16 protein-coding genes are annotated in these 15,046 nt (G+C 69.3%); 6 read left to right on the forward strand and 10 right to left on the reverse strand.

Features of this window, described 5'->3' with window-relative positions; all coding sequences use genetic code 11:
- Positions 1-29 precede the first annotated feature (29 nt).
- Together OUA97_RS21835 and OUA97_RS21840 are read right to left on the reverse strand one after the other, a co-directional pair.
- The gene (locus tag OUA97_RS21835) at positions 30-881 is read right to left on the reverse strand and encodes a pentapeptide repeat-containing protein (RefSeq protein ID WP_267234201.1); all 852 of its coding nucleotides are present in this window, start codon (positions 879-881) and stop codon (positions 30-32) included.
- Between the two features lie 246 nt (positions 882-1,127).
- Entirely contained in the window at positions 1,128-3,611 is a 2,484-nt protein-coding gene (locus OUA97_RS21840) for a ribonucleotide reductase (protein WP_267234202.1), read from the reverse strand.
- A 168-nt stretch (positions 3,612-3,779) separates the two neighbouring features.
- Between OUA97_RS21840 and OUA97_RS21845 the strand changes: the two genes are divergently transcribed.
- Both OUA97_RS21845 and OUA97_RS21850 read left to right on the forward strand, forming a co-directional pair.
- Positions 3,780-4,175 (forward strand): NADH:ubiquinone oxidoreductase subunit NDUFA12, encoded by a 396-nt coding sequence (locus OUA97_RS21845; protein WP_267234203.1) that lies wholly within the window; start codon positions 3,780-3,782, stop codon positions 4,173-4,175.
- A gap of 2 nt (positions 4,176-4,177) precedes the next feature.
- The gene (locus OUA97_RS21850) at positions 4,178-4,861 is read left to right on the forward strand and encodes a DUF2155 domain-containing protein (RefSeq protein WP_267234204.1); all 684 of its coding nucleotides are present in this window, start codon (positions 4,178-4,180) and stop codon (positions 4,859-4,861) included.
- On the opposite strand, the gene aat is transcribed toward OUA97_RS21850, so the two are convergent.
- The 4 genes from aat to OUA97_RS21870 form a co-directional block, all read right to left on the reverse strand.
- Positions 4,801-5,448 carry a leucyl/phenylalanyl-tRNA--protein transferase gene (gene aat, locus OUA97_RS21855; protein WP_267234205.1) on the reverse strand — a complete coding sequence of 216 codons (648 nt, stop codon included), beginning with the start codon at positions 5,446-5,448 and terminating at the stop codon, positions 4,801-4,803. The two genes, OUA97_RS21850 and aat, sit on opposite strands and share 61 nt — an antisense overlap.
- A 65-nt stretch (positions 5,449-5,513) precedes the next feature.
- Positions 5,514-6,866: an acetyl-CoA carboxylase biotin carboxylase subunit gene (accC, locus tag OUA97_RS21860; RefSeq protein WP_267234206.1), complete on the reverse strand. Its 1,353-nt coding sequence runs from the start codon at positions 6,864-6,866 to the stop codon at positions 5,514-5,516.
- A gap of 4 nt (positions 6,867-6,870) precedes the next feature.
- Positions 6,871-7,356 carry an acetyl-CoA carboxylase biotin carboxyl carrier protein gene (gene accB, locus OUA97_RS21865; protein WP_267234207.1) on the reverse strand — a complete coding sequence of 162 codons (486 nt, stop codon included), beginning with the start codon at positions 7,354-7,356 and terminating at the stop codon, positions 6,871-6,873.
- 10 nt (positions 7,357-7,366) lie between these two features.
- The gene (locus OUA97_RS21870; RefSeq protein WP_267234208.1) at positions 7,367-7,816 is read right to left on the reverse strand and encodes a type II 3-dehydroquinate dehydratase; all 450 of its coding nucleotides are present in this window, start codon (positions 7,814-7,816) and stop codon (positions 7,367-7,369) included.
- An 87-nt stretch (positions 7,817-7,903) separates the two neighbouring features.
- Here OUA97_RS21870 and thiS point away from each other — a divergent pair, with 87 nt between their 5' ends.
- The 4 genes from thiS (at position 7,904) to OUA97_RS21890 (ending at position 10,404) form a co-directional block, all read left to right on the forward strand.
- Positions 7,904-8,104 (forward strand): sulfur carrier protein ThiS, encoded by a 201-nt coding sequence (gene thiS, locus OUA97_RS21875; protein ID WP_267234209.1) that lies wholly within the window; start codon positions 7,904-7,906, stop codon positions 8,102-8,104.
- Between the two features lies 1 nt (position 8,105).
- Positions 8,106-8,894: a thiazole synthase gene (locus OUA97_RS21880; RefSeq protein ID WP_267234210.1), complete on the forward strand. Its 789-nt coding sequence runs from the start codon at positions 8,106-8,108 to the stop codon at positions 8,892-8,894.
- The gene (locus OUA97_RS21885; RefSeq protein WP_267234211.1) at positions 8,894-9,544 is read left to right on the forward strand and encodes a 2-hydroxychromene-2-carboxylate isomerase; all 651 of its coding nucleotides are present in this window, start codon (positions 8,894-8,896) and stop codon (positions 9,542-9,544) included. The genes OUA97_RS21880 and OUA97_RS21885 overlap by 1 nt, the downstream gene beginning before the upstream one ends.
- A 62-nt stretch (positions 9,545-9,606) precedes the next feature.
- Positions 9,607-10,404, forward strand: a complete 798-nt coding sequence (locus OUA97_RS21890; protein WP_267234212.1) for an SDR family oxidoreductase — start codon at positions 9,607-9,609, stop codon at positions 10,402-10,404.
- On the opposite strand, the gene OUA97_RS21895 is transcribed toward OUA97_RS21890, so the two are convergent.
- The 4 genes from OUA97_RS21895 to OUA97_RS21910 all read right to left on the reverse strand — a co-directional run bounded on the left by OUA97_RS21895 (position 10,405) and on the right by OUA97_RS21910 (position 14,968).
- Entirely contained in the window at positions 10,405-11,895 is a 1,491-nt protein-coding gene (locus OUA97_RS21895) for an FAD-dependent oxidoreductase (protein WP_267234213.1), read from the reverse strand. It lies immediately after the preceding gene.
- A 97-nt stretch (positions 11,896-11,992) separates the two neighbouring features.
- Positions 11,993-12,745 carry a DsbA family protein gene (locus tag OUA97_RS21900; RefSeq protein ID WP_267234214.1) on the reverse strand — a complete coding sequence of 251 codons (753 nt, stop codon included), beginning with the start codon at positions 12,743-12,745 and terminating at the stop codon, positions 11,993-11,995.
- A 51-nt stretch (positions 12,746-12,796) separates the two neighbouring features.
- Positions 12,797-14,200, reverse strand: coding sequence for a M48 family metalloprotease (locus OUA97_RS21905; RefSeq protein WP_267234215.1), 1,404 nt, complete (start codon positions 14,198-14,200; stop codon positions 12,797-12,799).
- Between the two features lie 117 nt (positions 14,201-14,317).
- The gene (locus tag OUA97_RS21910; protein ID WP_267234216.1) at positions 14,318-14,968 is read right to left on the reverse strand and encodes a hypothetical protein; all 651 of its coding nucleotides are present in this window, start codon (positions 14,966-14,968) and stop codon (positions 14,318-14,320) included.
- Between the last annotated feature and the right edge of the window lie 78 nt (positions 14,969-15,046).

A 15,046-nucleotide genomic window follows, 5' to 3' on the forward strand; every position in this document is an offset into this window, starting at 1 on the left:
GTCGCCCTGCCCCATGCCGATTGCGGTCATCAGCGCCGAGGTCGCGTCGGGGCCGGCGGCGCGGGGCGAGCGACGACCCGGACGCGGGACCCGCGATGGCAGGCCTTGGCGACCAGGCCGGGCGGGGTGCGGGTGGCGCCGTCGGCGCACGCGTCGTCCAGCTGGTCCTGCTCCAGCCCCTTGGTGCGGGAGAGGTCGACCCCGGCGATGTTGGCGCCATTCATGGTCGCGCCGCGGAAGTCGGCGTTGACGAAAGTTGCGCCGGTGAGGCTGGCGGCTGAGAGATCAGCGTCGCGGAACGAGGCGTGATCGAAGGCGCCCGAGCCGAGATTAGCTCCGGTGAGCGCAGCGTCGCGGAAATCGGCGGCGCGGGCGTTGGCCTTGGAGAAGTTGGTCGCCCGCAGTTCGGCGCCCCGCAGCGAGGCGTTGGAGAGATTGGCCTTGCTGAAGTTCGAGCCAGCCGCCGCGGCGTCCTGCAGGTCGGCGCGGGCGAGGTTGGCGGCGCCGAAGTTGACCCCGCGCGCCTCGACATCGCGCAGGCGCGCGTCGGTCAGCACCGCGGTGGTGAAGTTGGCGCCGACCATCTGGGCGTCGGTAAGGTCGGCCCGCGACAGGTCCGCCCCGCTGAAGTTGGCTCCGAGGAAGCGCGCGTCGCGCAGGTCCGAGCCGACCAGGGCGGCCTGGGCGAAGTTGGCGCCGACAAACTGCGCGCCGGCCAGCTTGCGGCCCGACAGCTCGCACTTGGCGCAGGCCCCGCCGAAGGAGACCATCCGCGCCACGTCCTTGTCGCCCATATTGGCGCTGGCCATGCCGGGGACGGCGGCGAGCGCCGCGGCGAGCAGGGCTGCGAGGACGGGGAAGGGACGCGTCAGGCGAGGCATCGAAGCTTGGCGTTGTTGGTCCATGCTGTGAGCATGTGCTCTCGACACTCTGTGGACGCTACTTAATTCGCCGTAATTGTCAGCAGCTTAGCTAGAAGCTGGAGATGCGTGGGCCGCCAGCGGGTCGCCTCGAGATCTCGCCGCCGTTCTGGATCACCGGGTTTGGGACAAGGCGCGTGCGTCATAGCGCCCGGTCCCGGAAATAACGCCCTTGTGGCGCGCGGCGCCGGTGAAATTCGCCCCCGCTCAGCCGGTCATGTCGCCGCCCTGCGGCGCGGCGCGGGTCCCGCATGTCTCGCAGATCAGGCTGGCGCCTTTGCGGACGACGGCGATGTCGCCGCAGGCCGCGCAGACGTCGGCTTCGGCCGCCGGCGGCCGAGCCGCGGCGCTGGGCAGGAACACCAGGTTGTCGGGCGCCGCGCCGCGGGCGAAGCCGCGCGAGATGAAGTGGCTGGCCGGCTGGGGGCCGTCCTCGTCCTCGTTCTTGCCGTGGCCCAGGCCGTCGGCGTTGAGTTCGTCGGGGTCGGCGTTGGCCAGGTCGTTGCGCCCCAGATAGGAGACGCCCAGCTCGCGGAACAGGTAGTCGAGGATCGAGGTCGCCGAGCGCACGGAGTCGTTGCCGGTGACCGGACCAGCCGGCTCGAAGCGGGTGAAGACGAAGGCGTCGACGAACTCATCGAGCGGCACGCCGTATTGCAGGCCGATGGAGATCGCGATGGCGAAGTTGTTCATCAGCGAGCGGAAAGCGGCGCCTTCCTTGTGCATGTCGATGAAGATCTCGCCGAGTTCGCCGTCCTCGTACTCGCCGGTATGCAGATAGACCTTGTGGCCGCCGACGCTGGCCTTCTGGATGTAGCCCTTGCGGCGGTCGGGCAGTTTGCGCCGGGTGCGCTCGCGCTCGACGATGCGCTCGACAATCCGTTCGGGCTGCGGGGCGCGGGCTTCTGCCTCGGGTTCGCGCGCGGCGCGCGGCGGCGGCTCGGTGGCCTTGGGCAGGTCGAGAACCAGATCGGCGGGCGGGGCGGCGCGACGCATCCGCAGGGCAGGGGCCTTGGCGCGGGCGGCCATGGCGATCACGCCGGCGGCGTCGGCCGGGGTGGTGTCCCATTCCAGCTCAAGGTCGGCGAGGGCGGGCACCGCCAGGGCGTGGGCGATCACCGCCAGCACCGCGAAATACGGCTCGGGGCCGAGGTCGTCGGCGGTTTCGAACACGGCCTGCTGGGCGGGGGTGAGGAAGTCGGCCGCAGATAGCGCGCCCGAGCCCATGGCGTAGGACTGGGCCTGGTCGATCTCCTCGTCGCTGAAGCCGGCCAGCCTGAGCACGTTGAGGTTCGGGTCGGCGAGATCGGCGTCGGTGGCGCCGAGCACGTCGCAGAGGAAGCCGGCGTCGATGGCGGCGAAAGCCTCGGCCAGGGTGGCGGCGAAGGGCAGGGCGGCCTCGGCCTGGGCGATCTCGTGGTCGGTGAAGCCGCGGGCGGCCAGGGCCGCGTGATCGACGCCGGGCGTCTCCGAAAGGTCCGCGCCGCCCAGTAGCCAGGCGCGCGCCTGCGACACGTCGGCGCCGACCGCCGTCAGGCCTTGCAGCGCCGCTTCGGACATCACTCGCGTCAGGACCCCGTCCTCGGTCTCGGCGACGGTGATGGGGCCGAGCCAGGGAGCGGCCGAAGCGCTCGCGCCGCCAAGGCGCAGGGCCAGTTCCGCATCGTCGAACACCGCCAGGCCGCCGCTCAGCTTGGCGCCGGAAGCGACGCACGCGGACGCCGCGTGCCGGTAGAGGTCGCGGATGGCGGTGCGGCCGACCTCGGAGTCGTAGGTCAGGCCCTGGGCGACCAGCCAGTCGGCGACGCCGGCCAGGCCGAGCGACGCCGGCCGTTCGCCGGCCACTGCGGCCAGGGCGGTCGCCAGCAGGGCGACGGCCGAGGCGAAGCCGGCGGCGTCGAAGTCCTGTCCGGTTCCGAAGCTCAACAGATTGACGGCCCCGCGCGCGCCGCCCCAGGCGCGGGCGACGCCCTGGGCGATCTCGGGGGTGAGGGCGACGGCCAGGGCGCCGGTCTCCCAGGCCGCAGCGCCGAGCGTCGCCTCTGGCCCGCCGACGCAGACAAGCTCCAGGTCCTCGAAGGTGTCGAAGTCGGGCGCGGCGCCGGCCCATTCGAGCTCGCCGGCCTTGGCCAGGGCGATGGCGTCGAGGATCATGGCGTCGGTGGCGCCGGCGGTGCGGGCGGCCTCGGCGCTGCGGGCCAAGCTGGCGTTGGCGCGCAGGTCGGCGCAGGCGGCTGGGTCGCCCTCGCAGCGCAGGATAGAGTCCATCACCGCCTGAAGGCGCGCGCCCATCTCACGGGCGGCGGCCTTGGCCATCGCGCGGCCGCGATGCTGGGCGCGCAGGGTAGAGAGGGCGGCGGCGCAGTCGGCCGCGCCGGTCCGGACGAGTGGTGTCGCGGCGTCGGAACGGGGCCAGCTCAGAGCGATCTGGCCGGCGAGGATGGCCGCGCCCAGGTCGCGGCGGAACGCGGCGCGCGCGCGGGCGGTCTCGAACAGCGCGGCCGAATCGGCGCGCTGCACGAGGTCTTCGGCGAAGCGGAACACGGCGGCGGGCAGGTCGGTGTCCTCGCCCAGCCAGTCGAGCCATGCCTCGACCCGCGCGTCGGTCCATGACGCGGGGGCCAGAACCTCGGCCACGCTGGACGCGCGCTCAAGCGTCCGCCGTTCGATCCTTGCCGCTTCTGCACCCATATCCGGCTCTCCCGTCGGGCGAGTCTAGCAGCGTCGTTAACGCGGGCAATAGATGTTGCGGTTCGGGATGCTTCCATCCCCAACATATTGCGGATTTCGCGCCGCTGGACGGTGGGCGGCCGGGCGCCTATAGTCCGCCCGCTTCCTGTCTGTCTGGAATTCCCAAACGTGCTCAAGAATATCTTCACCTGGTGGAACGGCGCGACCATCGGCATCCGCAACACGGTTCGCGGCGGCGTGTTCATCGGCAAGGACGAGCTGGGCAACAGCTACTACGAAGCCAAGGACGACCGGACTTCCTACGACAAGGGCCGCAAGCGCCGCTGGGTCATCTACAACGGCTATGCCGAGGCCTCGAAGGTTCCGGCCGACTGGCACGGCTGGCTGCACTACACCTTCGACGAGCCGCCGACTAAGGCGCCGCTGAAGCGCCAGCCCTGGGAAAAGGACCATCTGCCGAACCTGACCGGCACCGTGCACGCCTGGAAGCCGCAGGGCTCGATCGCGCGTGGCGGCGAGCGTCAGAAGGCGTCGGGCGACTACGAGGCTTGGCGGCCCGAATAGGCATGTCGCGCCGCCGCACCCTGGCCGGACTGGCGATGCTGGGCGCCCTGGCGGGCGCCGGCATGGTGAGCGCGCAACCGACACCACCGCAACAGGGGCAGCAGACCGGGCAACCGCCGCTGCTGCAGCCGCCGGCGCCGGTCCAGCCGACGACCCCGCCCAACGGGGGAACGGCGCCGCCCGCCACGCAGCCGCCGCCGGCGCGTGAAGAGGCTCCGCCGGCCCAGGTTGCTCCGCCGCCGCCGGTCGCCGCCCCGCCGATCGCCGCCGAGGAGGTCGAGGCGGCCCCGCCGCCCAAGGCCCAGGTCGCCGTTAAGCCGGCCGAGGCGGCCAAGCGGATGCGCTACGACGTCGCCGTAATCCAGGCGCTGGACAAGGTCTCGGCCGAATCCATGCGCTTCGAAGCGGCCGTGGGCCGGCCGGTGCGCTACAAGAACCTCGTCTTCACGGTGAAGGCCTGCGAGCGATCCGCAGCCGACGAGGCGCTAGAGGACTCGATCGCGCACGTCACCGTGGAATCCCAGCCGCGCGCCGCGCCGGGCAAGCCGACCCCGCCGCCGCGCCAGGCGTTCCGGGGATGGATGTATGCGTCCTCGCCAGGCCTGAACCCGCTGGAGCATCCGATCTACGACGCCTGGCTGATCACGTGCAGGGCGGCCGCGCCGGTCCCGACCGCGGCGCGCTGAAGCGAAGCCTGGGCCTGCAGCGCGCGGGCCAGGCGGCGGTGATACTCCGCCCGCGGGATCTCCACCGCGCCAAAGGTCGATAGGTGATCGGTGATGAACTGCGCATCGAGCAGCCGGTAGCCGTCGGCGAGCAGGCGCGCGACCAGGTGGACCAGCGCCACCTTGGAGGCGTCGGTGCGGCGGCTGAACATGCTCTCGCCGAAGAAGGCCGCGCCGAGCGAGACGCCGTAGAGGCCGCCGACCAGTTCGTCGCCTTCCCAGCACTCGACGCTGTGGGCGTGGCCCATCTCGAACAGCTGGGCGTAGAGGTCCTCGATGACCCCGTTGATCCAGGTCTCGGTGCGACCGGGCTTGGGCGCAGCGCATTCCAGAACCACGCGCGAGAAGGCGGTGTCGATGCGGATGTCGAAGGGATCGCCGCGCACGGTGCGGGCAAGGCGCCGCGAGACGTGGAAGGCGTCGAGCGGAATGACGCCGCGTTTCTCGGGATCGATCAGGAAGACGCGGTCGTCTTCGCGGGCGTCGGCCATCGGGAACACGCCGCGGCCGTAGCACTCAAGGAGCTCGCGGGGGCCGAAGCGTTTCATGGCGAGAGACTAATGGATTTGGCCCGAGATTTCCTCCCCCGCGCAGGCAGGGGAGGATGTCCGGATCAAACCTCTTCCTGCTGCGACTTCATCCAGCGTTCGAGCCAGTGGATGTTGTAGTCGCCGGTGAGGAAGTCGGGCTGTTGCAGCAGTTCCTGGAACAGCGGGATCGAGGTCTCGATGCCGCCGACGACCATTTCGCCCAGGCAACGGTTGACGCGGGCGATGCACTCCTCGCGGTCGCGGCCGTGGACGATCAGCTTGCCGACCAGGCTGTCGTAGTAGGGCGGGATCGAGTAGCCGGCGTAGAGCGCGCTATCGAGGCGCACGCCCAGGCCGCCGGGAGCGTGGAAGTCGCTGACCAGGCCGGGCGAAGGCGTAAAGGTCTTCGGGTTCTCGGCATTGATCCGGCATTCGATGGCGTGGCCCTCGAACACGACGTCTTCCTGCTTGAACGACAGCGGAAGGCCCGCCGCGATGCGGATCTGCTCGCGCACCAGGTCGATGCCGGTGATGGCCTCGGTGACCGGGTGCTCGACCTGCAGGCGGGTGTTCATCTCGATGAAGAAGAACTCGCCGTTCTCGTACAGGAACTCGATGGTGCCGACGCCGAGATAGCCGATGGCCTTGATCGCATCGACCACGACCTTGCCGATCTTGGCGCGGGCGGCGGCGTCGATGACCGGCGAGGGGGCTTCTTCCAGCACCTTCTGATGGCGGCGCTGCAGCGAGCAGTCGCGTTCGCCGAGATGGCAGACATTCCCGAACTTGTCGGCGATGACCTGGATCTCGATGTGACGCGGTGTCTGGAGGTAGCGCTCCATGTAGACCGCATCGTCGCCGAAGGCGGCCTTGGCCTCGGCGCGCGCGGTGGAGACCGCCTCGTAGAGGTCTTCCTCGGTCTGGGCGACCTTCATGCCCCGCCCGCCGCCGCCGGCGGCGGCCTTGATGAGCACGGGGAAGCCGATCTTCTTGGCCGCCTCGAAGGCTTCTTCCTCAGTGGTCACCGCGCCGTCGGAGCCGGGCACCACGGGGATGCCGGCGTCCTTCACCGCCTGCTTGGCGGTGATCTTGTCGCCCATCATCTTGATGTGGTCGGCGGTCGGGCCGATGAAGGTGAAGCCGTGCGCGGCCACGATCTCGGCGAAGCGCGCGTTCTCCGACAGGAAGCCGTAGCCCGGGTGGATCGCCTGGGCGCCCGTGATCTCCGCCGCGGCGATGATCGAGGGGATGTTCAGGTAGCTCTTGGCGGCCGGGGCCGGACCGATGCAGACGCTTTCGTCGGCCAGCCGCACCCACATGGCGCCGGTGTCGGCCTCGGAATGGACCGCCACGGTCGAGATGCCCATTTCCTTGCAGGCCCGGTGGACCCGCAGGGCGATCTCGCCGCGATTGGCGATGAGGATCTTGTCGAACATCGACCTACTCGATGACGATCAGCGGTTCGCCGAATTCGACCGGCTGGGCGTCTTGGACGATGATCTCGACGATCTTGCCGCCGCGCGGGGCGGGGATCGGGTTCATGGTCTTCATGGCTTCGACGATCAGCAGGGTCTGACCGGCGGCGACAGTGTCGCCGACCTTCACGAACGGCGGGGCGTCGGGCTGCGGCTGCAAGTAGACCGTGCCGACCATCGGCGACTTCACGACGTCGCCCTTGCGCTCGACGGCGGCGGGCGCGGCTTCGCCAGCCGGAGCGGCGGCCGGAGCCGGGGCGGCGGCGGCGTAGGCCGCCGGAGCGGGGGCGTACTGGACGGCCGCCGGAGCGGCGGTCTTGGCGACGCGGATCTTCAGGTCGTTGTGCTCGACTTCGATCTCGGTCAGGCCGGTCTCGGTGAGAATGTCGGCCAGTTTGCGCACCAGCCGCGCGTCGATCGGGTCGGCGGGGGCCTTGGGACTGCTAGCCATTTGATAATCCTTAGTTTTGGCTTTGACGGGCCAGGCCCGCGGCGGCCTCGACGGCCAGTTCGTAGCTCGCCCCGCCGAAGCCGGAGACGACCCCGGTGGCGACGAGGGACACATAGGTTTCGCGGCGGAACGCTTCGCGCGCCGCCGGGTTGGACAGGTGACATTCGACCACAGGAATATCGAGTGTCTTCAGTGCGTCCAGCAGGGCCACGGAAGTGTGACCATAGCCCGCGGGATTGATCACGACGGCGCAGGCTTCCGTCCGGGCTTCCTGCACCCAGTCGATGAGTTGGCCTTCGTGGTTGGATTGGCGGAAGACCACGGCATGACCGAGGGCGCCGGCGCGGCGTTCGCAACGAATGCGGACGTCCTCCAGCGTCTCCTTTCCGTAAATCTCCGGCTCCCGGACCCCCAAGAGGTTGAGGTTGGGCCCGCTAAGCACATAGATCGGTTTCGACATTCGGCTCCGCCGTCGATTCCGCCGTCTTGTAACGGGCGGCGGCGGGGGTCACAAGCATTCGGAAACTCCAAGCTTCACGAGGGCGTCATGACGCTGACCATCAACGGGGAACAAAGGGCCTTCGGCGGGGTGTCGAGCGTGGCCGCCCTGGTGGCGGAACTGGGTCTGGACGCGCGCAAGGTGGCGGTGGAACGCAATCTGGAGATCGTACCGCGATCGGCCTATGGACAGACCGCGCTCGCCGACGGCGACCGCATCGAGATCGTGCATTTTATCGGAGGCGGCTGACATGGACGGGTCGACCCACAAGGAAGACACCTGGAGCGTGGCGGGCCGGACCTTCGCCTCGCGGCTGATCGTCGGGACGGGGAAGTACAAGGACTACGCGGAAAACGCGGCGGCGGCCGAGGCGGCCGGCGCGGAGATCGTCACCGTGGCGGTGCGGCGGGTGAACCTGTCGGACCCGAACCAGCCGATGCTGGTCGACTACGTGAAACCCGACCGCTTCACCTTTCTGCCCAACACGGCCGGTTGCTTCACCGGCGAGGACGCCATCCGCACCCTGCGCCTGGCGCGCGAGGCCGGCGGCTGGGACCTGGTGAAGCTGGAGGTGCTGTCGGACACCAAGCACCTGCTGCCGGACATGGAGGAGACCCTGCGGGCGCTGAAGCTGCTGGTCGCCGACGGCTTCCAGGTGATGGTCTACTGCAGCGACGACCCGGTCTACGCCAAGAAGCTTGAGGATGCGGGCGCCGCGGCGATCATGCCGGCGGCCGCGCCGATCGGATCGGGCCGCGGCATCCAGAACTTCCTGAACCTGGGGCTGATCATCGAGCAGTCCAAGGTGCCGGTGCTGGTCGATGCCGGCGTGGGCACGGCGTCCGACGCTACGCTGGCCATGGAGACCGGCTGTGACGCGGTGCTGATGAACACCGCCATCGCCGGGGCGCAGGACCCCATCCGCATGGCGGTGGCCATGAAGCATGCCGTGATCGCGGGGCGGGAAGCATTTTTGGCAGGACGCATGCCAAAACGTATGTATGCTGACCCATCATCCCCACTATCCGGTCTGATCTGATGAGCCTCGGCGTCGACGTCTACTGGTCCTTCCGCAGTCCCTATTCCTACCTGGTGACCCCGCGCTTGCGGGAATTGGCTGAGACCTACGACGTCGACGTCCGGATGCGGCCGGTCTATCCGCTGGCTGTGCGCTCGGAGGGGTTCTTCACCAAGCAGGACCCGCTGTTCGTGCCGTATCTGGTGCGCGACGTGCGGCGGCTGGGCGACTTTCTCGGCTTGCCGCTGGCCTGGCCGAACCCCGATCCCGTGGTCATCGGCCAGAACCTCAACGGCGCGGCCGAGCAGCCGCACCTGGACCTGCTGATGCCGCTGGGCGTGATCGCCGCCCACAAGCCCCAGGCGCTGGCCTTTTATGACGAGGTCGCCCGGCTGATCTGGAACGGCCAGGACATGCCCTGGAACGAGGGCGACAAGCTGGCCCGGGCCATCGCGCGGGCAGGGCTGGACATGGCGCAGCTGCAGGCCGAAGCGGCCGGCAAGAAGGATGAGATCGCCGCTGAGATCGAGGCCAACCAGGACGCGCACCGCGAGAGCGGCCATTGGGGCGTGCCGACCATGGTCTTCGAAGGCGAGCCCTTCTTCGGCCAGGATCGCTTCGACGTTCTGGTGTGGCGTCTGAAGCAGCGGGGCCTGCGCAAGCGTGCCTGAAGAATTCAGCGGCGTTCCGTCACGGAAGGCGCTCTAGGCTCCTCGCAAACAGGGAGGGGCGCATGGGCAAGTCCAGCGGACGCCAGTCGATCTTCATCACCGGAGCGGCTTCCGGCATGGGCCGCGAGACCGCCAGGCTGTTTGCGGGGCAGGGCTGGTTCGTCGGCGGCTTCGACGTCAATGAGACCGGGCTGAGCGATCTCCAGGCCGAGCTGGGCGCCGACAACTGCCTGGTTCGCCGGCTGGACGTCACCGACCGCGACGACTACCGCGCCGCCATCTCGGCCTTCGGCGAGGCCACCGGCGGCAAGATGGACCTGCTCTACAACAACGCCGGCATCGGCCGTGGCGGACCCTTCGCCGAGCAGCCGTTCGAGGACGTGATCGCCGTCGTGCAGGTCAACCTGATGGGGGTGCTGATCGGCATCCATGAGGCCATCGAGCTGCTCAAGGCGACACCGAACTCGCTATGCTTCACGACCTCGTCGTCGTCCGCAACCTTCGGCATGGCCAACATCGCGGTCTATTCGGCCACCAAGCACGCGGTGAAGGGACTGTCGGAGGCGCTGTCGGTCGAGTTCAAGGCCTATGGCGTGCGGGTGGCCGACGTACTGCCTGGGGTGATCGACACGCCGATCCTGCCGCCGGGCGTGGCGGAGGCCGCGCCGAAGGAGGGCATGTTCCGCGCCATCCCGCCGGTCGAGGTCGCCAAGACGGTGTGGGAGGCCTACCACGCCGACAGGCTGCATTGGTACGTGCCGCCGGAGCTGGTCGAGCTGGACAAGGCCGCGACCCTGACGCCGGAGGCGGTGCGCGACCAGATGGCTCAGGGCGGCCTGTTCAACGCCGCCAGAGAATAGCTAGGCCCGGATCATGTCGGCGTCCGCCGCCAGCCCGAGCGATTGGAACATCTCGGCCCGGCCGGGACCCGGCCTGGGCGGATAGGCGTCGGCTTTCAGCTCCCTGCGGGTGAACCAGTAGCGCAGCACCTTGGCGAGGTTATCGGGGCGCTTCAGCCAGGCGGACGGGTGTTCCAGCATGTGGAAGCCGCGCAGCGCCTCGCGCAGGAGGTCGGCGTCTGAGCGGATGGCGATGTTCACGCCGTCCTCGAGGAAGCTCCTGACTAACCTGCTCCTCAGGCTGGGGCGGTGGCCCGGCGTCAGCTGCTGGCGGGCGCGGCGGATCGCGGCGCGGTCCTGGTCGCGCATGTTGAGATAGTAGGGGCGCAGTTCGGCGTTGATCCTGGCCTGGTACGCCTGGACCCGGTCCGCCGGATCGCCGCCCGACACCAGCACGTCGCGCAGCACATAGGCCGCGACCGCCGCGAACGAGCAGCCGCGCCCATAGAGCGGATTGGTGCGCACCAGGGCGTCGCCGACCGGGAAATAGCCGAGCAGCGGCGCGACGCCTTCGCCGGCCACCTGCCGCCAGCGGCTTTGCAGCTCGCCCATGCCGAACACGCGGCTGACCCCCTCGGCGATCGCCGGATCGACCCAGGGCGCCAAGCCGGGCAGGCGCGCACAGATGGCGTCGAACACCTCGGGGCGTACGATGGCCTTGCGCAGCTCCAGCTCGGGCTCGGGCGTGCAGAGGGTGATGGAAAAGCAGCCGTTGTCGGCGGGGAACAGCCCGAACTTGAGAAAGCCGAGATCGCCGGTACCTCCGGCCTTGGTGCGCTGGGGCTCCTGCGTCCCGGGCAGCAGGCGGTAGTGGCGGGTAAAGTAGAGGATGCCGGCGCTTTCGCTCTCTTCGGGAATGCTCGCGCCTTCCTCGACGAGTTGCTCGATACAGGACGAGGTGCGGCCGCCGGCGTCGATCACGAGGTCACCGATGATGTCGCGGGCTCCGGCCGCGTCGGCGACCGACACCCCGACCACTCGCAAGCCCTGGGGATCGCGCTGGGTCAGCAGCTTGCGGACGAAGGTCTCCGAATCGATCCGCACGTTCGGGTAGCGCTCGACATAGCGGCGGATCACCAGTTCCAGGGTCGTGCGCCGGCTGGTCAGCACCACGAAGTCGCGGTCGGCGGCCTGGGGTCTATAGTCCTGGCGGTGCAGGTCGGTGAGCATCCGCTCGAAGCCCAGCTCGCGGCAGCCAGCGGCCAGCAGATCGGCATGCAGTTCGGGGTGTTCGTTGCGAATGATGGTGCGCAGCCGGGCCAGGAAGGCGTGGCTGTGGCGCAGGTGGCCGACGCCGCGGCGGGTCCAGTCTACAAAGGCGTGATCGGCGTCGCCGCGCGGCGGCGCCGGGTCACGTTCGAGAATGACGATATCGCGGCCGGTCGGCGCCAGGGCCAGCGCCGTACACAGGCCGCCGATACCAGCTCCGATGATCAGCACTCGCTCGTGCATTCGGCTCGCCGTAGTCGGACGGACAGACTCTCAAGGCACTCGAGAGGAGCCTATCTGCGTCGCTGAGCGGCGCAAAGCCCGAGATTGGCGAGGGGTTTTAGCCCTTGTCGATCTGTGGCGAGGGGACGGTCTTGAGCTTGCCGGTCTTGGCTTCGGCGATGGCCGCGCGCAGCGCCGGCATGTCGGCGCCGGGGATGATGCGGTCGCCGACGATGAAGGCCGGCGTGCCCTCGATAGCCAGCGCCTGGGCGAGCACGCGGGTGTCGGCGATGTGCTTCTTGACCTCGGCGCTCGCGCCGCCGGCGCGGGCGGCGGCCGGATCGACTCCGACCGCGCGCAGGTGACGGTCGATCGCCGCCTCGTTCAGCGCCTTCTCGGCCATGAATCGCTCGAACAGCTCGATGTTCTTGGGCTTGCCGGCCGGCGACAGGGCGACCTCGGCGGCGAGGTTGCTCTCGGCCCCGAAGATCGGGAATTCCTTGAACACGAAGCGGACGTCCGGGTTTTCCTTGATCAGCTTCACCACCTCGGGCGCGCTGACCTTGCAGTAGCCGCAACGGTAGTCGAAGAACTCCACCACGGTGATCGAGCCGTTCGGGTTGGCGACGAAGTCGCGCGGATCGCGCTCGAGCTGATCGCGGTACTTGGCGAGCGAGGCCTTGGCGGCCTCGTGGGCGGCCGCCTCCTTGTTCTGCTGCAGCTTCACGACCGCCTCCTCGATCACCTCGGGGTGGGCGAGCAGGTAGGCGCGGACCTTCTGGCCGAAGTCGTCCTCCTGCTTCTGGCAGGCGGCGAGCGGCAGGGCGAGGGCGGCGCAGGCGACGAGGACGCCGCGGGAGATCTTGGTCATGTCAGGCCAATTAGGTGAGAAGCGTGGCTTTGCGAAGGCCTTTCGGCCCGTTTAGCGGGAAGATCGGCGGTTGATCGAGCCCTCGGACGCGAGATCCTTGAGATCGTCCTTGCTGGGGTTGGAGGTCAGGACGATGTCGGTGGCGCGACGCCATTCGGGGGTGTCCTTGTCGAGTTTTTCCCGGGCGCGCATGGCGAAGACCCGGGCCTGGGTCGCATCGCCCGTCGCGAAGAAGTATTCGCCGGTGGCCAGGCGGGCGAGGCCCTCCTTGCCCTGCTTGTCGTAGGCCTGCGCCAGGATGCGCCAGGCAGTGGCGTTGTCGTGCTCCTGGGTGAGCGCCTTGCGCAGTTCGCCGACGCCTTCCTCGACCTTGGCCTTGTCGTCCAGCGCGATCAGGGTCTGGCCAAGGTTGATGCGCAGCAGCGGCGCATCCGGCTTCAGCTCGACCGACTTGCGCTGGGGGGCCTCGGCTTCCTGGGCGCGGCCGAACTCGAACAGCACCTGGCCCTTGAGTTCCCAAAGGTAGGGGTTGTTCGGCTGTTCGGCGAGCAGGGCGTCGATCATCTTCAGCGACTGATCGGGCTGCTTCATCTGGTAGTAGGCGATGGCCCGGGCGTAGCGCGCCGGATAGGACGTGTCCTTCTCATCGTACTTGGTGATGGCGACGGTCGGGTTGATGAACCCGTCCAACTTCGCCTTCATGATCTCGTGCTCGGCGACCGCTTCCGGCGTGTCGGGGGTGTCGTAGTGGGCGTTCTGCTCGACCCTGTGGCGCAGCGCCTCGATCCGCGAGGACGACAACGGGTGGGAGCGGAAGTAGGCGAAGCGGCGCGCTTCCTGAAAGACTTCCTGGTAGCGGAAGTTGTCGAAGAACTCGACAAGGCCCTTACCCGACAGGCCGGCGCGCTCAAGGATCGCGGCCCCGGCCTGGTCGGCGCGGCTTTCCTGTTCGCGGCTATACCCCATGGCCCCGAGGGTGCCGAAGTAGCTGGCGCTGCCGATCAGGCCGGCGGCGCCTTCGCCCGAGCCGGCGAGTGCGGCCAGAACGCCCAATCCCATGGTCAGCAGGAACGGCGTCATGCCGGCGGAGGTCATCTCGCCCGAGCGGGCAGAGTGGCCGGCCGCCAAGTGGCCGACTTCGTGGGCGATGACGCCCTGAAGCTGGTTGGGGTTTTCCGATTCGAGGATCAGGCCGGTGAAGACACCCATGGTGCCGGGGCCGGCGAAGGCGTTGAGGTCCTTTGAGCCGATCAGCAGGATCTCGATGGACTTGGAGTCGACGCCGGCCGCCTTGAAGATCGGCTCGGAATCCTTTCGCAGGATTTCTTCGATCTCGGTGTCGCGGATGAGCGACATGCCTTCTTCGGCGCGAACCGGCGCGGCCTGCAATGTCAGGCTTAGGGCCGTCACCGCGGCCAGAGCGATTCTCGAGACCGAACGGGCAGGGAACGCCATGCCGACCAACTCCAAGCGCCCCCCGCAAAGCCCCAGATATGGAAGCCTAACGCGCTTCAGACGGACTGGAAACCGGCTCGCATGGCGCGAGCCGGTTTCCGTTGTCACAGCCCAGGGTTAGCCCCGGCGCCACCAGCCCTTCTTCGGGACCGACGGCGGAGCGCTAATCTCGTTCGGATCGGGCTCACGCGCGACCGGAGCCGCCACGGGGGCCGGTTCCGGTTCCGGCGCCGGTTCCGGGGCCGATTCGGCGACCGGCTCGACCGGAGCGGCCTCGATCGCCGGCTCGGCGGCCGCGGCCTCGGCGGCAGCGGCCGCCTTGGTGCGGCGGGCGCGCGGTTTCTTGGCGGGCTTGGCTTCCGGCTCGGCCGCAGCCGGCTCGGGAGCCGGCTCCGGTTCGGCGACGGCCTCGACCACCTCGGCCACTTCGACGGCGTCGGGCGCTTCGGCCTCGGCCTCAGCCGCTTCGGCCTTGCCGCGGCCGCGGCTGCGGCGCGAGCGGGTCTTCTTCGGCTTGTCCTCGACGGCCGGCAGTTCGACCCAGACGTCCAGTTCGACGTGCGGCTGGTCGTCGCTCACGCTCGGCGCCGGGGCGACGGCTTCAACCGCGGCCGGGGCGACGTCGTTGGCCGGAGCCAGCGCCGGGGCCGGCGCGCGGGCCGCCGGGAAGTCTTCCGACGGATCGTGCCACACGAAGGGGTCGTCGCCGTAGGGCACCCAGGGACGGGTCCAGGCGAACATGTCGGCCGGACGGCCGTCGTCGCGCATCCGGCGGCCGCCGCGGCGGCCGCGGCGGCGGCGGCGGCCGCCATCGTCGCTCTCGCGATCCTCGCGAGTTTAGCGGGC

Source organism: Phenylobacterium sp. 58.2.17 (genome assembly GCF_026411515.1).
Classification (GTDB): Bacteria; Pseudomonadota; Alphaproteobacteria; order Caulobacterales; family Caulobacteraceae; genus Phenylobacterium.

What these genes read in the sequence shown, in the direction of transcription:
- OUA97_RS21850 (WP_267234204.1), top strand. Translation starts at nt 4,178, where the DNA reads ATGTCGCGCCGCCGCACCCTGGCCGGACTGGCGATGCTGGGCGCCCTG.
- OUA97_RS21870 (WP_267234208.1), bottom strand. Translation starts at nt 7,816, where the DNA reads ATGTCGAAACCGATCTATGTGCTTAGCGGGCCCAACCTCAACCTCTTG.
- aat (WP_267234205.1), bottom strand. Translation starts at nt 5,448, where the DNA reads ATGAAACGCTTCGGCCCCCGCGAGCTCCTTGAGTGCTACGGCCGCGGC.
- OUA97_RS21880 (WP_267234210.1), top strand. Translation starts at nt 8,106, where the DNA reads ATGGACGGGTCGACCCACAAGGAAGACACCTGGAGCGTGGCGGGCCGG.
- OUA97_RS21900 (WP_267234214.1), bottom strand. Translation starts at nt 12,745, where the DNA reads ATGACCAAGATCTCCCGCGGCGTCCTCGTCGCCTGCGCCGCCCTCGCC.
- OUA97_RS21835 (WP_267234201.1), bottom strand. Translation starts at nt 881, where the DNA reads ATGCCTCGCCTGACGCGTCCCTTCCCCGTCCTCGCAGCCCTGCTCGCC.
- OUA97_RS21840 (WP_267234202.1), bottom strand. Translation starts at nt 3,611, where the DNA reads ATGGGTGCAGAAGCGGCAAGGATCGAACGGCGGACGCTTGAGCGCGCG.
- OUA97_RS21890 (WP_267234212.1), top strand. Translation starts at nt 9,607, where the DNA reads ATGGGCAAGTCCAGCGGACGCCAGTCGATCTTCATCACCGGAGCGGCT.
- accB (WP_267234207.1), bottom strand. Translation starts at nt 7,356, where the DNA reads ATGGCTAGCAGTCCCAAGGCCCCCGCCGACCCGATCGACGCGCGGCTG.
- accC (WP_267234206.1), bottom strand. Translation starts at nt 6,866, where the DNA reads ATGTTCGACAAGATCCTCATCGCCAATCGCGGCGAGATCGCCCTGCGG.
- OUA97_RS21905 (WP_267234215.1), bottom strand. Translation starts at nt 14,200, where the DNA reads ATGGCGTTCCCTGCCCGTTCGGTCTCGAGAATCGCTCTGGCCGCGGTG.
- OUA97_RS21895 (WP_267234213.1), bottom strand. Translation starts at nt 11,895, where the DNA reads ATGCACGAGCGAGTGCTGATCATCGGAGCTGGTATCGGCGGCCTGTGT.
- OUA97_RS21910 (WP_267234216.1), bottom strand. Translation starts at nt 14,968, where the DNA reads ATGCGCGACGACGGCCGTCCGGCCGACATGTTCGCCTGGACCCGTCCC.
- OUA97_RS21885 (WP_267234211.1), top strand. Translation starts at nt 8,894, where the DNA reads ATGAGCCTCGGCGTCGACGTCTACTGGTCCTTCCGCAGTCCCTATTCC.
- thiS (WP_267234209.1), top strand. Translation starts at nt 7,904, where the DNA reads ATGACGCTGACCATCAACGGGGAACAAAGGGCCTTCGGCGGGGTGTCG.